Below are 17082 nucleotides of genomic sequence, written 5' to 3' on the forward strand. Positions count from 1 at the left end.
AGGCGTTCGTGGCGGACACGCCTCACTCCTGGAACCCGGCGACGGCCTCGGTCCCTCGCGACTGTGCGTCGACCAGGTGCCGGAGCGCCTCGGCCAGGCATGAACCGTCGGCGGCGTCCAGATCGCCGAGGTCGAAGCCGGTGAGGTCGATCAATCCCTCGTCGGGAGCCGGATCATGACTCGGCGTCGTCGTGTCGTCGCGCATGCGGCGCTCCCTGGCCCGTCCCTGGCAGTCGCAACTGAGGCATTCCCCGAAGACGCGCCCGCAATCCGGCCTCCGGGGTTCATGTCTCTCCCTGTCGCCTAACTCTTACACCCCGGACGTGGGGATGTCGATCGGTTCTCGGGCGACGGGGCCGTGACCATTCGCTTTTTTAGGATGCCCAATATTGGCAGAATAGTGATCAACTGCGCGCCGTGTGCGCAATGGGTGTTAGGGAACGTTCACCGCAAAAGTGGACATCATCTCCGGGGTCCCGGCATTGGCCTCGTGCGTCTCGGGGTAATGAGTGTTTAGATGACCCCGTAATTCGAAGTGCATAGTGGCGGCGGAGGCGGCGCGTGGAATCCGAGAACGTGGGCAGGCGGCGTACGGCCGGACGCGTGCCCCAGGTGTGGGGCAAGATCCCGCCGCGCAACAAGAACTTCACCGGTCGCCAGGGGATGCTGGACAACCTGCACAAGGGCCTGACGAACCGCGTCACCGCCGTCATCCCGCAGGCGCTGCACGGCATGGGCGGCGTCGGGAAGACCCAGGTCGTCATCGAGTACGCCCACCGCTTCCAGGCCGAGTACGACCTGGTCTGGTGGATCTCCGCCGACCAGCCCGACCTGGTGCCCTCCTCGCTCGCCGGTCTCGCGCCCCGGCTCGGGCTGGAGTCGGCGCAGGCGGCGGGGATCGAGGACTCCGCGGCCGCGGTGCTGGACGCCCTCCGCCGGGGCGATCCCTACGACCGCTGGCTGCTCATCTTCGACAACGCCGGCGACCCGGAGAGCATCCTGCGGCTCGTTCCCGCGGACGGGCCCGGCCACGTGCTCATCACCTCTCGGAACCAGGAGTGGGAGAGCGTCGTGGACACCGTCGCTGTCGACGTGTTCACCCGCAGCGAGAGCATCGAGTTCCTCAACCGCCGGGCGCCCCGGTCGATCAGCGAGACCGACGCCCGGATGCTCGCCGAGAGCCTGGGCGACCTGCCCCTCGCCCTGGAACAGGCGGGCGCGCTGCAGTCGGTCACCGGAATGGCGCCCGACGAATACCTCGACCTGCTCAGCAAACAGCCCACCGAGCTGCTCAACCAGATCCGCGCCTCCGAATACCCCGCGTCGATGACCGCCGCCTGGCAGCTGTCGGTGAGCAAGCTCGAACAGCAGCTTCCCGAGGCCATGCAGCTCCTGCGGGCGTGCGCCTTCTTCGGCCCCGAGCCGATCCCGCTCGACGTCTTCCGGCGCAACACCTTCACCGGCGAGTCCGCGCTGAGCCCGGTGCTGGGCAACGCGATCCGCCGCTCCCAGGCGATCCGGATGCTCGGCCGGTTCGCCCTCGTCCGGATCGACTCCGACAGCCGGACCATCCAGGTGCACCGGCTGATCCAGGCGCTGCTGCGCGAGTCCCTGCCGGCCGACGAGCAGCGGGAGTTCCGGGTGGAGGTCCAGCGGCTCCTGGCGGGTGCCGCGCCGGCCAACCCGGACAACGAGACCGACTGGCCGCGCTATGCCGAACTCGTCCCGCACGTCCGGCCGGCGCGCATCGCGGAGTCGGCCGATCCGCGGGTCCGCAGGTTCGCCACCAACATCGTGCGTTACCTCAGCACCTACGGCGACCTGGCGAACGCCCGGGCGTTCGTCGAGGAGTTCCTCGAGACCTGGCAGGCCGACTCCGATCCCGACGCCCGCGAGATCATCGTGGCCAAGCGCCGGCTCGGCACGATCCTCCGCGAGCTCGGCGAGTACCGCCAGGCCCATGACCTGGTCAGGGACACTCTGGAACAGGCGCGCCGGGTGCTGGGCCCGGAGGACGAGACCACGCTCGGCCTCATCAACGGATTCGGCGCCGACCTCCGGGCGCGCGGTGAGTTCGCCGAGGCGTTGCGCCACGACGAGACCTCACGGGATCTGCACCGGTCGGTGTACGGCGAGCGCGACGGCCGGACCCTCGCGACGGTGAACAACCTGGCGCTCGACTACGCCCTGTTGAGCGACTACCAGACGGCCCGCGACCTGCACGAGGCGGCGTTCAACGCGCAGAGCGAGGCCAGCACGGGCGTCAGCAAGTCCAACGTCCTGTCCTCCTGGAACGGCCTCGCCCGGGTGGTCCGGCTGTGCGGCGACTACGTCGAGGCGCGCTTCCTCGGCGAGGACGCCTACGACTTCGGGCGCCAGGAGCTCAGCGCGGAGAACCTCTGGACGCTGCGCACCGGGAAGGACCTGTCGATCGCCATGCGGCGGGCCGGGGCGTACGACGACGCCCTCGACCTCGCGCAGGACATCTTCACCAAGTGCAACCGGCAGTTGGGCGCCGACCGCCCCGACACCCTGGCCGCGGCGATGTGCCTGTCGAACATCCTGCGGACGATCGGGCGGATCGACGACGCGCTCACGCTGGCCGAGGACACCGTGGACCGCTATCCGAAGGTCTACGGCGAAGACCACCCCTACAACATGGGCTGCCTGGGCAACCTCGCGCTGCTGTACCGCGTCCGCGGCAGGGCCGAGGAGGCGCGCGCGCTGAACGAACGGGCCCTCGCCGGCCTGCACGCCCAGCTCGGGAAGGACCATCACTATCCGCTGACGGTCGCCATCAACCTCGCCAGCGACCGCCACGCGCTCGGGGAGTTCGACAGTGCCCGTGAGCTCGGCGCCGACAGCCTCGCCCGGCTGAAGACGGTCCTGGGCGAGGAGCACCCCGTGACCCTGGGCTGCGCGGCGAACCTCGTGGTCGACCTGCGCGCCGCCGGCGCCGACGAGGAGGCCGAGGCGCTCGCGGCGGCCACGATCCTCGGGTACAACCGGACCCTCGGCCCCGAGCACCCCGACACACAGGTCGCCGCGATCGGTAACCGGCTCGACTTCGACTTCGACGCGCCGCCGATCTGAGCCGCCCGGCCCGCGCCGCGCCGGCCGCGCTCAGCCGGACTCCGAGGCGGCGCAGTTGCGCAGGCGCCAGCGGGTCCGGTGCTGTTCCGCCTCGCGGCGAGCCCGCAGAAGCGCCGGGGCGGGCACGGGTTCGGTCTCCCACGCCTCGAGCGTGCGCCGCATACCGGTCGCGAAGGCCAGCCCCTCGTCGGTGAGCTCGCCGCTGGCGAGGAGCGTCCTGGTCACCCGCAGCGCCGCGGTCCGCCAGCGCGCGAACTGCGCGTGGGCTCGCATGGCGGCCACGCCCCGCTCATGGTGGCGTTGCCGCCGCCAGAAACCGCTGACCCCGAGGTGGGCGTACGCCCCCTGCAGCAGACCCTCGACGGGCCGTGGATCCTCCCGCCACGGCGCGTAGTAGCGCCGCCCGGAGTCCGGCCGGATCAACGAGACGGTGTCCAGGACGGCCGCGAGCTTCGCGTGCTGGACCTCGTGCGCGAAGGTGACCGCCAGGCCGAGGGCGTCGACGGGCCGGGAGGTCCCGACGGCGCCGAAGGTCTCCCGGGACGACGCGCTGCGCTGACCGTTCGGCGGCGCGAGGAGGGGCACGAGGGCCCGGACGATCGTCTGGCACTCCGTCGCGGTCGTCCAGTGGTGACAGGTCAGGACCTCCCACGCCTCCTCGAGCAGCGACCGCCACTCGGCGACCTCGGCTCCGCCGAGCCGGTCGCCGACCATGGCGCCCGGCAGGCGCCAGGCGTCCAGGTCGTCGAGCACCGCGCGGATCGTGAGGCCGTGCGCGGAGGCGGTCACCGTCCGCAGGCCGTGCCAGCCGGGCGCGTCCGTGCGCGGGTCGGCCGGAATCGTCACCCGGACACCGGGCGCGGTCACCTCGGCGCCGCGACCCGACGACCGGACCAGGACCTCATCGCCGGGGACGTCCGCGCGGCCCAGCGACGGGAGCATGACCGCGCCATCCGCCGCCGGCACGCGGACGGCGCCTCGTACGCCCGCCCTGATCATGACCGCGGCCGCGAGCGCGCTCAGCCCGGCGGGGTCGGTGCGCGGGCGGCCCGGAGTCTCGGCGCCCTGCAGCACGCCCAGCACCCCGAGCGCCCAGGCCCCCGTCGCCGGGTGGCCCAGGACGGCCTCGGCCTCTTCCGGATGGCGCCGCTGCAGATCGGCCAGGAGGCGGTACGCCTGCCGCGTCCGCTCCGCCTCGACGTGTCCCACCCGGCGGGCGGTGTCCATCACCCCCCAGATCAGGAGCAGCCTCTTGCCGAGCTGGGCCTCGGCCAGCCAGCGCGCCACGAGGGCGCCACCCGACCCGTGCGCGAGCACGTCCAGATCGTGCGGGGAGAGCCGGCGGCGGGCGAACTCCATCGGCTCAGGACCGCCCGGGGAAGCGGGCGGTCAGCCCGGCCTGGACGCGACCGCGGATGTGCGCGATGAGGCGGAACAGGTCCGGGCAGTACACCGACGGATTGGCGAAGCCGGCCCCGGCGCGGTACCGGTGGGCGTAGAGGCCGGCCCCGCAGACGCGCCGCACCGCGCAGGAGCGGCAGGCGGGCGCCAGCGCGTCCAGCCCGATCTGCCGGGCCGCGACCGAGGGCAGGAGGAGGGCCGCGTCGAACGAGTCCCGCTCCACGTGCAGGCCGGTGGCCGGGGCGCCGGGGAACGCCGACTTGAGCGCGGAGATCTGCTCCATCGCGCCGTCGGTCTCGATGACGATCACCGCGACCGGGGACAGCCCGATGCTCTCGGTCGTACTGGCCCCGCCGAGCAGCAGCTGCATGATCTCGCCGAAGGTCCGCACCCGCGTCTCCTGGCGGGGGGCGTCGTACCACCGGTCGAAGGCGGCGATGAGCCAGTCCGCGTACGGGGTGTCCGGGCCGTCGGGCACCCGCCCGGGCGGCGGCGTGCTCCAGTTGCCGTGCGGCAGCAGGAAGTCGATCTGCGGTGGACCCCAGGCCAGGAGCGCCTCGTAGGTCCGTACCGGCGGGTTGCGCAGGTCGATGGTGCTCAGCAGCCCGGCGAAGAGGTGGCGATAGGGCCCATCGGTCAGCAGGGCGAGCCCCGCCTTCACGGCGGCGTGGCTGCCGCGCCCGTCGGTCCGGCGGCGGTGCCGGTCGTGCGCCTCCTCGTCCCCGTCCAGGCTCACCGACACGGCGACGTCCAGTTCGTCGAACAGCCGGAGGAAGCCGGCGTTCAGCCGGAGGGCGTTGGTCTGGACGCGCACGTCGACGCGGGTACCCGGGCCGACCGCCGCACGGACGGCACGTACGGCGTACGCGAGCCGCTCGGCCCCGGCGAGGAGGGGCTCGCCGCCGTGGAGGACGAGCTTGACCCGGTCGAGTCCGTGGGCGTGGACGTGCTCGGCGATGCGCCGGGCCGTCTGGTCGAGGACGGCGCGCTCCATCCGGCGCGGGCGTGACCGCCAGCTCTGGTCCGCCATCTCGTACATGTAGCAGTAGTCGCAGGCCAGGTTGCAGCGGCTGTGGATCTTGAGGACGAACTCCCGGAACGGGATGGGCCGCCACCCTCCGGAGCGCAGGCCGGCGACGTCGAGGCCGGCCGGCCACTCTCGATCGGATCGCGTGACGCTCGGGCCGAGGTTCACGGTCACGCTTCATCTCCCGTGCGGAAGTCGGGCGCGGAGCCGCGCGGAGACGTGCCCTTGAGAGGTATATACACCGACAAAGGTAGTCAGAATGTGTCATACGACACGTCGAGGATCGAGCCGTCGTGCCGGGTGGGCCCGGCGGGCACGGCGGCGTACGGTGGGCCGCCGCCCGGGGCGGGCGCGGCCGTCCTGCCGCCCGCCGGTTCTCGCGCGGCCGCCTCGGACGGGGCGTGTAAGGGAAGCGTTAAGAAGCGGCCCGCGCGCGTAAGAAGGGTGTTAGGGGACGCGGATTCGGGGGGTTCGGGCCGGTTTGCTGGCAATCGTGAAGCAAGCCGTGCTGCAGCTGCCCAAGCGCTTCCTCGTCGGCCGGCCGCTGCGTACCGGGCAGATGGGCGAGACGCTGCTGCCCAAGAAACTGGCGCTCCCCGTCTTCTGCAGCGACCCCCTCTCCTCCGTCGCGTACGCGACCGAGGAGATCCTGCTCGCGCTCAGCCTCGGCGGCCTGGCGATGCTCGCGCTCTCCTGGTGGGTGGGGGCGGGCGTCGTCTTCCTGCTCCTGGTGGTCACCACCTCGTACCGGCAGACCTGTCACGCCTATCCCAACGGCGGCGGGGCGTACGCGGTCAGCCGCGCCAACCTCGGGGAGAACGCCTCCCTCGTCGCGGCGAGCGCGCTGCTGATCGACTACGTCATGACCGTCGCGGTGTCGGTCGCGGCGGGCGTGGCCAACGTCATCTCCGCGTTCCCGGCGCTGGACCCGTACGCGGTCCCGGTCTCGCTGGCGCTGATCACGGTGCTCGCCGTGATGAACCTGCGGGGGGTCAAGGAGTCGGGCACGACCTTCGCGATCCCGACGTACGGCTTCGTCGCGAGCATCCTCCTCATGCTGGTCGTCGGGCTGCTCCGCGTGGCGACCGGGCACCCGCCGACCGCCGAGTCGGCCGCCGTCGGGGTGCGGGCCGTGCACGGCACGGCCGGGGCGGCGGCCGTCCTGCTCGTCATGCGCGCGTTCGCCCAGGGCTGCACTGCGCTGACCGGCGTCGAGGCGGTGAGCAACGGCGTGCCGAACTTCAAGCCGCCCAAGAGCCGGAACGCCGCCTCCACGCTGACGATCATGGGCCTGCTGGCCGTCACGATGTTCGGCGGGATCACGATCCTCGCGAGCGCCGCGCACGTGCACCTGGCCGACGATCCGGCCCAGCTCGTCGGCGCGCCGCACGGCTATCAGCAGAGGACGGTCATCGCCCAGCTCGGCGCGGCCGTCTTCGGGCACGGGTCGATCCTGTTCTTCCTGGTGCAGGCGTTCACCGCGGCGGTCCTCGTGCTGGCGGCCAACACCGCGTTCAACGGGTTCCCGATCCTCGCCTCGATCCTGGGCGGCGACGGGTACCTGCCCCGGCAGTTCGCGCGGCGCGGCGACCGGCTGGTGTTCAGCAACGGCATCGTGATCCTGTCGCTGCTCGCCGGCGCGCTGATCTGGGCGTTCGACGCCAGCACGACGAGGCTCATCCAGCTCTACATCCTCGGGGTGTTCGTCTCCTTCACCCTGAGCCAGAGCGGCATGGTCAGGCACTGGGGCGACGAGCTGCGCCGGCTCGCCGACCCGGCGGAACGCCGCTCCGTCCACCGGTCCCGCGCGATCAACCTGGTCGGAGCCGTGCTCACCGGGCTCGTGCTGGTCATCGTGCTGCTCACCAAGTTCACACACGGAGCGTGGATCGTCGTGGTGACGATGCCGCTGGTCTTCCTGATGATGAAGGGGATCCAGCGGCACTACCGGCGGGTCGCGGAGGAGCTCGAGCCGGGGGAGGAGGGCGTGCCGCTGCCCAGCCGCATCCACGCGGTCGTGCTGGTGTCGAAGGTGCACACCCCGACCTTGCGGGCGCTGGCGTTCGCCCGGGCGACGCGACCGCACACGCTGACCGCGCTGAGCGTGGCCACGAGCCCGGAGGAGGCCGACCGGCTCGAGCGAGAGTGGGCCGAGCGTGACATCCCCGTACCCCTGACGATCCTCGATTCTCCCTATCGCGACATCACCGGGCCGGTGCTCGACTACGTCGCCCGGATCCGGGTCCGGAGCCCGCGCGACGTCGTCTGCGTGTTCATCCCCGAGTACGTCGTGGGCCGCTGGTGGGAGCACCTCCTGCACAACCACAGTGCCCTGCGCCTCAAGGCGCGCCTGCTGTTCCGCCCCGGCGTGATGATGACCAGTGTCCCGTGGCAGCTCGGCTCGGCGGAGGCGGCCCTCGCGCGGCACACGGAGGGTGCGGAATTCGCCGCGCGTACCAGGGTTCGCTCCAGTATCAGATGATTCAAGCCTTGTGCGGTGGTCTGTTACGTCAGGTGATGGCCTACGCTTGCGAATCATGGAGGAAGTGCCGGCCGGTACGGCGCAGGAGAGCGCACAGGGCGCTCGGGGACTGCGCGGCTTCCTGCGCCGCCTGACGTCGAGTAAGGCGGAGCTCGAGGCCGAGGAGCTGCAGAAGACCACCGGCGAGGAGGGCGCCACTCCGATCAAGAAGTGCGCCGTGCGCCGACGCGCCTGCGTGGCGGGTACGCTACGTACCGTGACTCTCCGACCGCGCGGCGGCGCGCCCTCACTGGAGGCCGAGCTGTACGACGGCTCGGACGTGATCAGTCTGGTGTGGCTCGGCCGGCGGCGCATCGCCGGGATCGAGCCCGGTCGGCTGGTGCGCGCGGAGGGCCTGGTGAGCGTCCAGGACGGCCGCAAGGTGATGTTCAACCCGCGGTACGAACTGCGGGGAGGATCATGAGCGATCGGCGCCGACCGGAGGGCGAGGGCGCGAAGGCCCCCGCCGAGGCCCGGTCGGCCGCGGGCGGCGCGGCGGAGACCCCTGCCGGAGCACGGCGCGACGCGCGCGGTGCGGCGGAGACTCCCGTCGAGACGCGGCGCGACACGGAGGGCGCGGCGGGGACTCCCGCCGGGGCGCGGCGCGACGCGGACGGCGCGGCGGGGACTCCCGCCGGGGCGCCGCGCGACGGGGACGGGGAGACGGCGGGGTCCGGCGAGGCCCGGCGGGACGCGTACGACACCGTCGAGGAGGCCGTCCGCAAGCAACTGGGCAAGGCGCTCGGCGGCCCGCGCGGCGTCGTGGAGGCGGCGATCCCCACGATCGGCTTCACCGTCTCCTGGATCGTCGGCCACCAGCTCCGGCTGTCCCTGGTCATCGGCGCCGGGCTCGCCGTCGTCCTGCTGGTCGTGCGCCTGGCGCAGCGCTCGACCGTCCAGTTCGTGCTCAACAGCATCTTCGGCATCGCCATCGCGGCGTTCTTCGCGCTGCGCTCGGGCAAGGCCGCCGACGCGTTCCTGCCCGGCATCCTCTACAACGCGGCCTACGCCGCGGGGATGCTGCTGTCGATCGTCGTGCGCTGGCCCGTCGTCGGGTTCCTGATCGGATCGGTCACCGGCGACCCCACCGCCTGGCACCGCGACCGCGACATCGTCCGGCTGTGCTCCCGGCTCACCTGGCTGCTGCTCATCCCGTGCCTGGTGCGGGTCGCCGTGCAGTACCCCCTCTACCTGGCGGGGCACGTCGGCTGGCTCGGCGCGGCCAAGGTCGTGCTGGGCTGGCCGCTGCAGGTGGCGGCGCTGGCCGCCATGGTCTGGCTGCTGGCCCGTGGCCGTACGCCGATGGAGACGGCCACGGGCGCCTCGAAGTCCTGACTCGGACTCAGGGGGCCGCCTCAAAGTCCTGGAGACTTCGAGACAGGCCCTGGGTCAGTGCGCCGACAGCAGGTCGCCGAGCTCGTCCTCGACGTCCTGGCTGGCGACGAACATCAGCTCGTCCCCGGCCTCGAGGGTGTCGTCCGGGCTGGGCACCAGCACCCGGCCCTCCCGCAGGATCGCCACCAGCGCGGTGTCGCGCGGCCACGTCACCGAGCCGACCAGCTGGCCGGCCAGCGGGGCGTCCTCGGGCAGGGTCAGCTCGACGAGGTTCGCCTCACCCTGCCGGAAGGTCATCAGCCGGACCAGGTCGCCGACGCTGACCGCCTCCTCGACCAGCGCGGACAGCAGGCGCGGCGTGGAGACCGCGACGTCGACGCCCCACGACTCGTTGAAGAGCCACTCGTTCTTGGGATGGTTGATCCGCGCGACGACGCGGGGGACGCCGTACTCGGTCTTGGCGAGCAGCGAGACCACCAGGTTGACCTTGTCGTCGCCGCTGGCGGCCACGACGACGTGGCAGCGCTCCAGGCCGGCGTCGTCGAGCGAGGCGATCTCGCAGGCGTCGGCGAGCAGCCACTCGGCGCGCGGCACCGCCTCGACCTTGATCGAGCGGGGGTTCTTGTCGATGAGCAGGACCTCGTGGCCGTTCTCCAGGAGCTCCTGCGCGATGGAACGGCCGACGGCGCCCGCTCCCGCGATGGCGACCCGCATTACTCCACCTTCTCCTCGGGCCGCTGGGACACGGCGTCGTTGATGCGTTGGATGTCGGAGGACGCCGCCATCACGTGGACGACGTCGCCGTCCTGGATGACGGTGTCGCCCGTGGGCACCAGCGCCTCGCCCATGCGGGACAGGTACGCGACGCGGGTCTTGGCGGCCTCCTCCAGCGCCGCGACCTTGGCGCCGATCCACTTCGGATCCGTCTGCACCTCGGCCAGCACCACCTCGCCGGTCGGGTCGCGCCACAGCGATGACACGCCCTCGGGCAGCAGCCGCCGGATCATCTGGTCCGCGGTCCAGCGGACGGTCGCGACGGTCGGGATGCCGAGCCGCTGGTAGACCTCGGCCCGCCGGGGGTCGTAGATCCGCGCCACGACGTTCTCCACGCCGAAGGTCTCGCGGGCGACCCGGGCCGAGATGATGTTGGAGTTGTCACCGCTGCTGACGGCGACGAAAGCGGAGGCCTGCTCGATCCCGGCCTCGACGAGCACGTCGCGGTCGAAACCGAACCCGGTGATCCGGCGCCCCTTGAAGCCGCCGCGCAGCCGGCGGAACGCCTCGGGGCTCTGATCGATGATGGCCACGGTATGGCCTTTGTCCTCCAGGATGTGGGCGAGGGTGGATCCCACTCGCCCGCAACCCATGATCACGATATGCACGGTCGTCCTTCCCGGCGCCGGTGCCGTCCGCTTGGCTCCGCTTGACCTGATGAAACCTACACAGCCGGAGGTGTGCGGAGCACTTCCTGACCCGTCTTAAGGACGGCACTTGCATTCATCCCCCGGGCGAGGTGGAACTCACAGCCGCCGGAACGACTAGCCTTACCTGTCGTGTCGAAGGCTCCAGACCTCGTCAAGAGGCTTCTGCTCGGCCGGGCGCTTCGCAGCGCCCAGCAGCACGAGCAGACACTCCCCAAGACGATCGCCCTCCCGGTGTTCGCCAGTGACGCGCTGTCGTCAGTGGCGTACGCCCCTCAGGAGATCCTGATCGCCCTCGGCCTCGCGGGGCTTGCGACGTACCACTTCACGCCCTGGGTGGCCGGGGCGGTCGTCGTGATCATGCTCACCGTGGTCGCGTCCTATCGGCAGAACGTCCGCGCCTACACCAGCGGCGGCGGCGACTTCGAGGTCGCCACCACCAACCTGGGCGGCAACGCCGGCATCGTGGTGGCCAGCGCCCTCATGGTGGACTACGTCCTGACGGTCGCGGTGTCGGTGTCCTCGGGGATCGAGAACCTCGCCGCCCTCCTGCACTTCCTGCAGCCGCACAAGGTCCTCGCCGCGCTCCTCATCGTCGCCATCTTGACGATCATGAACCTCCGGGGGATCCGGGAGTCCGGCGTCGCGTTCGCCATCCCGACGTACCTGTTCATGTTCGGTGTCTTCCTGATGCTGATCTGGGGCTTCACGCGCATGGCGTTCGGCGCGCACCTCCGGGCCGCGACCGCCGACATGACGGTCCACGGCACGGCGGTCGGCGTCAGCGGGTTCGCGCTCGTCTTCCTGCTGTTGCGGGCCTTCTCCTCCGGCTGCGCCGCGCTGACCGGCGTCGAGGCGATCAGCAACGGGGTGCCCGCCTTCCGGAAGCCCAAGGGGAAGAACGCCGCGGCCACGCTGCTGGCCCTCGGGCTGATCGCGGCGTCCATGTTCGGCGGCATCGTCGCGCTGGCGTACATCACGAAGACCAAGTTCGGCGACCCGGCGATGGGCACGCACATCCTGGACCGGGCGGGCAAGGAGGTGTCGCCGGACCCGGTGATCGCGCAGGTCGCGCACAGCGTGTTCAGCAACTTCCCGCTGGGCTTCGCGTACCTGACGACGATGACCGCGCTGATCCTCGTGCTGGCCGCCAACACCGCCTTCAACGGCTTCCCCGTGCTCGGGTCGGTGCTCGCGCAGAACCGCTACCTGCCCCGCCAGCTGCACACCCGCGGCGACCGGCTGGCGTTCAGCAACGGCATCATCATCCTGGGCGCGCTGGCCGGCGTGCTGATCTACGCCTACGACGCCTCGGTGACGTCGCTGATCCAGCTCTACATCGTCGGCGTGTTCGTGTCCTTCACGGTGAGCCAGACCGGCATGGTCCGGCACTGGAACCGCCTGCTGCGGACCGAGACCGACCCGGCCGCCCGACGGCGGATGAAGATGTCGCGGGCCATCAACACCTTCGGCGGCATCGTCACCGCGATCGTCCTGATCGTGGTGCTGATCACGAAGTTCCTGCTCGGCGCGTGGATCGCGTGCGTCGCGATGTCGTTGCTGTTCCTCATGATGCGCGGCATCCGGCGGCACTACGACCGGGTCGCCGCCGAGCTGGCGGTCACCGGAGAGGACGTCGCCCTGCCCTCCCGCAACCACGCCATCGTCCTCGTCTCCAAGCTCCACCGTCCGACGATGCGGGCGCTGGCGTACGCGCGGGCCACGCGCCCCTCGACGCTGGAGGCGGTCACCGTCGGGGTCGACCCCGAGGAGTCGCAGAAGCTCCAGGAGGAGTGGGACGCGCGCGAGCTGCCCGTGCCGCTGAAGATCCTCGACTCGCCGTACCGCGAGATCACCCGGCCCATCCTGGAGTACGTCAAGAGCGTCCGGCGGCGCAGCCCCCGCGACGTGGTCACCGTGTTCCTGCCCGAGTACGTCGTGGGACGCTGGTGGGAGCACCTGCTGCACAACCAGAGCGCGCTGCGGCTCAAGACGCGCCTGCTGTTCCAGCCCGGTGTGATGGTCGTGAGCGTGCCCTGGCAGCTCGCCTCGTCCGACCGCCTCAAGGGCCGGCAGGAGCCGCCGGCCCCCGGTTCCGTGCGCCGCCCGTACGGCCCAGAGCAAGAAGTCGAATCGGAGGGAACCCGTGCCGCCGGTGGAATCGTCTGAGCTGATCGAACTCCAGATCGGAGCGGTCGCCAACGGCGGCTGGTGCGTGGCCCGGCACGAAGGGCGTGTCGTGTTCGTCCGGCACACGCTGCCGGGCGAGCGCGTACGGGCCCGGGTCACCCAGGAGACCAAGAACTTCCTGCGCGCGGACGCCGTGGAGATCCTGGAGCCGTCACCCGACCGGGTCCAGGCGCCGTGCCCGTTCGCCGGTCCCGGCCGCTGCGGCGGCTGCGACTGGCAGCACGCGTCCCTGCCCGCCCAGCGCCGGCTGAAGGCCGAGGTCGTCAAGGAGCAGCTCAGCCGGCTGGCCGGCATCGACCGCGACGTCGTCGTCGAGGAGGTGCCGGGCGCCCCGGACGGCCTCGGCTGGCGGACCCGCGTGCAGTTCGCGGTCCGCCGCGACGGCGTGATCGGCCTGCGCAAGCACCGCTCCCACCAGATCGAGCCGATCGACGAGTGCCTGATCGCCCATCCGCAGGTCGAGGCGCTCGGCATCGAGCGCAAGCGCTGGTCCGGCGCGACCGGCGTCGAGGCCATCGCGTCGGCCGCCACCGGCGACCGCCTGGCCGTCCTGTCCAGCCGGGGCCGCGCCCGCGTTCCCCGCATGGACGCGCCCGTACGCCTCGTCAGCGGCAAACGGGAGGAGAAGCCGCCCTTCGTCCGCGAGGAGGCCGCCGGGCGGCTGTGGCAGGTCAGCGGCAGCGGGTTCTGGCAGGTCCACCCCGGCGCCGCCGAGACGCTCGCCGCGGCCGTCCTGGACGCGCTGGAGCCCCGGAAGGGCGACATCGCCGTCGACCTGTACTGCGGCGCGGGACTGTTCGCCGGTGTGCTCGGCGAGGCGATCGGCCCGGACGGCCTCGTGGTCGGGATCGAGTCGGAGGGGCAGGCCGTCCGCGACGCCCGCTTCAACCTCCGCGACCTTCCGCACGTGTCGGTCGAACGCGGGGAGGTCGAGAAGGTCATCGACGAGATCCAGTTCGGCCGTGGCAGGTCCACCCTGCGCCAGGCCGACCTCGTCGTCCTCGACCCGCCGCGGGCCGGCGCCGGCCGGGACGTCGTCAAGCGCGTCGCCGAACTCGCCGGCCGCCGCGTCGCCTACGTCTCCTGCGACCCGGCCACCCTGGCCCGCGACCTGGCGTTCTTCTCCGAGTACGGCTGGACGCTGTCCGCGCTGCGCGCCTTCGACGCCTTCCCCATGACCCAGCACGTGGAGTGCGTCGCCACCCTGGTCAGAGGCTGACCCGCCGCCGGCCCCCCGACCTCGCGTGCCGCCGCGCCCGGAACCGGGCGCGGCGGTGCGGTTCGGAGCGGCTCGTGGGCGTAGCTGAGCGCCGAACGCTCGGTGAAGGCGTGTCGTCACCTGCGATCAGACGCTGAGCGTGTTGCGCCGCCTGGGGCGCGAAGGCTCGGGGAAGGCGCGGTGGGGCTGCGGATACGCCCGGCATGTCCGCTTCGATGAGGGGCTTGGCCGAGACTTTCGTTCGGGGATGATGGCGGCATGACGCTGAGCGCCGCCGACGGCAACGCGATCCTGAAGGAGAACTTCGCGCCCTGGGTGCAGGACCTGGGCCTGGTCGTCGAGGAGGTCGGCGACCGGGCCGCGGTGCTGCGCCTGCCCTGGTCGCCGAGGCTGGCCAGGGAGGGTGGGGCGCTGTCCGGCCAGGCCCTGATGGCCGCCGCCGACACGGCCACGGTGATCGCGGTGTCCGCGGCTCGCGGCGCGTACGTGCCGATGACGACCGTGCAGCAGTCCAGCACCTTCCAGCGCCCGGTGGTGGACGCCGACGTGGTCGTCACGGCGCGGCTTACCAAGATCGGTCGCACGCTGGCCTTCGCGGACATCGAGATGGCCGCCGACGGTGCCGTCGCGGCCCACGCCACCACCGTCTACGCCCTGCTCGGCTAGCCGTCTTTTCCCATACGGGGAAGTTTGCGCAGTTCGGGCGGTGGGCGACCTCGGAAAAAGAGCGGTGCCGCGGCTCCCGGTGGAGGAAGCTGGCAGGTGAGGGTTCGGTCCGGTCGATCCGGTACCGGGACCGAGCGGCCGGCGAACCGGGTGGCCGTGAAGGGGGAGGTCGCATGAGCGAGCGGAGCGAGCGAATCGTCAGTACAGCGCCTCTGGTCACTCCTCCGACGAAGGAGGGCGCATGAGCGATGAGACCATCGGCGACGGGGCGTTCCAGGGGATCGTGATGCCCTGTCAGATGTGCATCGGCAGCGGCGAGTTGGTCACCCTTCAGAAGGACCCCCCTCTGCTGCGCATGGGGGACTGCCCGCAGTGCGAGGGGACGGGGCACATCCGCATCCGTTGCACGCGCGACGAGGTGGACGAGGTCATCCGCGGCCTGCCGCCCAGCCGGCTGCTGATCGCCGTGCGGCAGGCCCTCTCGGGCGTCGGCCTGTGCCCGGTGTGCTTCGGCTGCGGGGTCCTGGCGTCGATCGAGTGGAACGAGGAGCAGATCCCCGTCCGCTACCTCGAGGCATCCTGCCCGGCCTGCGAGGACCGCATGGGGCTGTGAGGCCGGACCGGAGGCGCTGAGGACTCCCCGATGTCCCTGTGCCGGCCGGGCCCGTCGTCAGGGCGCGGCGGGCGGGGTCCGGGGGGCGGTCGCCGGGCCTTCCAGGTCCGGACGATGAGTGTGCGGGGCGAGGTAACCGGCGACAGCGGACAGCAGAGTGGTCGCCGCCGCCGCGACCTCGGCTGGCACGTCGATGTGGGACAGGCGCAGGATCCAGACGACGATGGTCACGACGGCACCGGCGATCGCGGCCGCGGTGACCTTCTTCTCGGGCACGGTCGGCTCCTAGGTCGGGGTGATCGAAACTATCGCCGTGTTTCTGATCTCGCCATGATCGCCCAGGTTTTTACCATCACGCTTTGTGACGACACGCCGACACGCTGCTAGGAGGTCATCCGGGGGTCGGTTACAACGGGTCGTTGTCGAAAGCATCCAAGCACGTCACGGGGGACAACGATGATCGACTTCTCTGGCCGCGCCACGCGTGCCGGAACCCGGGGCATCGCGGCGGCGGCGGCCGTTTCGTGCTTCACGATCACGCCGCTACTCGCGTCGCATGAACCCGCGCACGCCGACGGGCCGGGCGGCTCATCGGGGCGCGCACACGACCACCGGCCCACCGGACGGGATCACGACGTACGGCCCGGCGGGCGGGAGCAGGCGCCCGCCGGTTCGGAGCACGGGCTCGCGGGCTGGGATCGCGGTCCGGCCGCCTGGGGGTACGGCGACCGTTCGGCGTGGCCGGGAGGCGACCACGCGACCACGGACCGGGATCACCGGGACGGGCACCTCCCGCCGCGCTCGCGGGTCGTCCTCGACACGCAGGGCCCGCACGGCGCCGTCGTGCCCGGCAGGACGTACACCTGGCCGTACGCGGTGACGAACACCGGCGCGGCCCCGGTGCGGAACGTCACCCTCACCACCAGGCCGAATCGCGACCTCAAGATCGTCGCCATGCCGCCGAAGTGCAGGTGGCGGGGCGGCCGGGACCTCATCTGCCAGATCGGCGTCCTCCCCGCCCACCAGACCAGGCACGGCGCCCTCACCGCGACGGTGGACCCGAAGACGCCGACCGGGCGGACGCTCGCCGGCCCGGCCAAGGTCTCCTGGGAGGGCCGGCCGGGGTCCGCGACGCGGGAGATGGCCTTCCCCCCGGTCACGGCGTCGCAGCCCACCGACCTGGCGGTCTCCGGGGACGTGCTGCCGGAGACCGTACGGCCGGGGGGAGAGGTCCCCTACGAGATCTCCGTGACGAACGAGGGTCCGGTCACCGCCGAGGCGGTCGTCGTCCGCAGCTCGGTGGCGAACGACCCGGACGCGTGGCCGGCCGGGAACGATCCGGGCACGCGGCCCCTCGCGAAGGACACGGGCACGTCGCCCTGCGGCACCACGGCGGATCCCGCGCGGCCGCTCCCCGGAAAGAACACCCCGCGGGGGCCCGCCGACCCGCCCTGCGCGGCCCCGCTGGACAGGCCGGCGACCCCGGCGGGGCAGGCGCCCGCGGCCCCGCCGTGCGCGGCGGCGCAGGCACAGCCGGCCGCTCCTCGCTGCGGAGCTGAGGGACGGCAGCCGGCGTGCGGTGCGTGCGCGGTGCGG

Annotated in this window: 14 protein-coding genes and 1 pseudogene; 9 read left to right on the forward strand and 6 right to left on the reverse strand. The window is 71.9% G+C overall.

The window, feature by feature from the left end; genetic code table 11:
- Nucleotides 1-22: 22 nt before the first annotated feature.
- Nucleotides 23-205, reverse strand: a complete 183-nt coding sequence (fxsA, locus tag AB0K82_RS36260; RefSeq protein ID WP_364405713.1) for an FxSxx-COOH cyclophane-containing RiPP peptide — start codon at nucleotides 203-205, stop codon at nucleotides 23-25.
- A gap of 356 nt (nucleotides 206-561) precedes the next feature.
- Here fxsA and fxsT point away from each other — a divergent pair, with 356 nt between their 5' ends.
- Entirely contained in the window at nucleotides 562-3093 is a 2532-nt protein-coding gene (gene fxsT / locus AB0K82_RS36265) for an FxSxx-COOH system tetratricopeptide repeat protein (RefSeq protein ID WP_364405715.1), read from the forward strand.
- Nucleotides 3094-3123: 30 nt separating this feature from the next.
- On the opposite strand, the gene AB0K82_RS36270 is transcribed toward fxsT, so the two are convergent.
- The gene (locus AB0K82_RS36270; protein WP_364405717.1) at nucleotides 3124-4452 is read right to left on the reverse strand and encodes an HEXXH motif domain-containing protein; all 1329 of its coding nucleotides are present in this window, start codon (nucleotides 4450-4452) and stop codon (nucleotides 3124-3126) included.
- 4 nt (nucleotides 4453-4456) lie between these two features.
- Complete coding sequence (locus AB0K82_RS36275) at nucleotides 4457-5695, reverse strand: FxsB family cyclophane-forming radical SAM/SPASM peptide maturase (protein ID WP_364405719.1); 1239 nt, start codon at nucleotides 5693-5695, stop codon at nucleotides 4457-4459.
- Between the two features lie 319 nt (nucleotides 5696-6014).
- On the opposite strand from AB0K82_RS36275, the gene AB0K82_RS36280 reads away from it, so the two are divergent.
- The 3 genes from AB0K82_RS36280 to AB0K82_RS36290 all read left to right on the forward strand — a co-directional run bounded on the left by AB0K82_RS36280 (nucleotide 6015) and on the right by AB0K82_RS36290 (nucleotide 9377).
- A complete protein-coding gene (locus tag AB0K82_RS36280; protein WP_364405721.1) occupies nucleotides 6015-8003 on the forward strand; it encodes an APC family permease in 1989 nt (662 codons plus the stop codon).
- Between the two features lie 55 nt (nucleotides 8004-8058).
- Nucleotides 8059-8466: an OB-fold nucleic acid binding domain-containing protein gene (locus AB0K82_RS36285; protein WP_364405723.1), complete on the forward strand. Its 408-nt coding sequence runs from the start codon at nucleotides 8059-8061 to the stop codon at nucleotides 8464-8466.
- Between the two features lie 305 nt (nucleotides 8467-8771).
- Entirely contained in the window at nucleotides 8772-9377 is a 606-nt protein-coding gene (locus AB0K82_RS36290; protein ID WP_364405741.1) for a DUF3159 domain-containing protein, read from the forward strand.
- A gap of 54 nt (nucleotides 9378-9431) precedes the next feature.
- Here the strand turns inward: AB0K82_RS36290 and AB0K82_RS36295 are convergent, their stop codons facing one another.
- Both AB0K82_RS36295 and AB0K82_RS36300 read right to left on the reverse strand, forming a co-directional pair.
- Entirely contained in the window at nucleotides 9432-10091 is a 660-nt protein-coding gene (locus AB0K82_RS36295) for a TrkA family potassium uptake protein (protein WP_252778446.1), read from the reverse strand.
- Nucleotides 10091-10759, reverse strand: coding sequence for a TrkA family potassium uptake protein (locus AB0K82_RS36300; protein WP_364405725.1), 669 nt, complete (start codon nucleotides 10757-10759; stop codon nucleotides 10091-10093). The genes AB0K82_RS36295 and AB0K82_RS36300 overlap by 1 nt, the downstream gene beginning before the upstream one ends.
- Before the next feature lie 171 nt (nucleotides 10760-10930).
- Here AB0K82_RS36300 and AB0K82_RS36305 point away from each other — a divergent pair, with 171 nt between their 5' ends.
- The 4 genes from AB0K82_RS36305 (at nucleotide 10931) to AB0K82_RS36320 (ending at nucleotide 15486) form a co-directional block, all read left to right on the forward strand.
- Nucleotides 10931-12967 carry an APC family permease gene (locus AB0K82_RS36305; RefSeq protein WP_364405726.1) on the forward strand — a complete coding sequence of 679 codons (2037 nt, stop codon included), beginning with the start codon at nucleotides 10931-10933 and terminating at the stop codon, nucleotides 12965-12967.
- Nucleotides 12954-14207 (forward strand): class I SAM-dependent RNA methyltransferase, encoded by a 1254-nt coding sequence (locus tag AB0K82_RS36310; protein ID WP_364405728.1) that lies wholly within the window; start codon nucleotides 12954-12956, stop codon nucleotides 14205-14207. The genes AB0K82_RS36305 and AB0K82_RS36310 overlap by 14 nt, the downstream gene beginning before the upstream one ends.
- 258 nt (nucleotides 14208-14465) lie before the next feature.
- Nucleotides 14466-14873, forward strand: a complete 408-nt coding sequence (locus AB0K82_RS36315; RefSeq protein WP_364405730.1) for a PaaI family thioesterase — start codon at nucleotides 14466-14468, stop codon at nucleotides 14871-14873.
- Nucleotides 14874-15114: 241 nt separating this feature from the next.
- On the forward strand, nucleotides 15115-15486 hold the full coding sequence (locus AB0K82_RS36320) for a hypothetical protein (protein WP_364405732.1): 372 nt from the start codon (nucleotides 15115-15117) through the stop codon (nucleotides 15484-15486).
- A gap of 57 nt (nucleotides 15487-15543) precedes the next feature.
- Here AB0K82_RS36320 and AB0K82_RS36325 read toward each other — a convergent pair whose 3' ends face one another.
- On the reverse strand, nucleotides 15544-15762 hold the full coding sequence (locus AB0K82_RS36325; protein WP_364405734.1) for a hypothetical protein: 219 nt from the start codon (nucleotides 15760-15762) through the stop codon (nucleotides 15544-15546).
- A 180-nt stretch (nucleotides 15763-15942) separates the two neighbouring features.
- Between AB0K82_RS36325 and AB0K82_RS36330 the strand changes: the two are divergent.
- Nucleotides 15943-17082: pseudogene (locus AB0K82_RS36330) on the forward strand (hypothetical protein); the annotation flags it as partial.

It is taken from the genome of Actinoallomurus sp. NPDC052274, assembly GCF_040679475.1.
GTDB classification, from domain to species: domain Bacteria; phylum Actinomycetota; class Actinomycetes; order Streptosporangiales; family Streptosporangiaceae; genus Actinoallomurus; species Actinoallomurus liliacearum.

Coding starts and splice junctions, on each gene's coding strand:
- fxsA (WP_364405713.1), bottom strand. CDS start 205: ATGCGCGACGACACGACGACGCCGAGTCATGATCCGGCTCCCGACGAG.
- AB0K82_RS36270 (WP_364405717.1), bottom strand. CDS start 4,452: ATGGAGTTCGCCCGCCGCCGGCTCTCCCCGCACGATCTGGACGTGCTC.
- AB0K82_RS36285 (WP_364405723.1), top strand. CDS start 8,059: ATGGAGGAAGTGCCGGCCGGTACGGCGCAGGAGAGCGCACAGGGCGCT.
- AB0K82_RS36295 (WP_252778446.1), bottom strand. CDS start 10,091: ATGCGGGTCGCCATCGCGGGAGCGGGCGCCGTCGGCCGTTCCATCGCG.
- AB0K82_RS36315 (WP_364405730.1), top strand. CDS start 14,466: ATGACGCTGAGCGCCGCCGACGGCAACGCGATCCTGAAGGAGAACTTC.
- AB0K82_RS36320 (WP_364405732.1), top strand. CDS start 15,115: ATGAGCGATGAGACCATCGGCGACGGGGCGTTCCAGGGGATCGTGATG.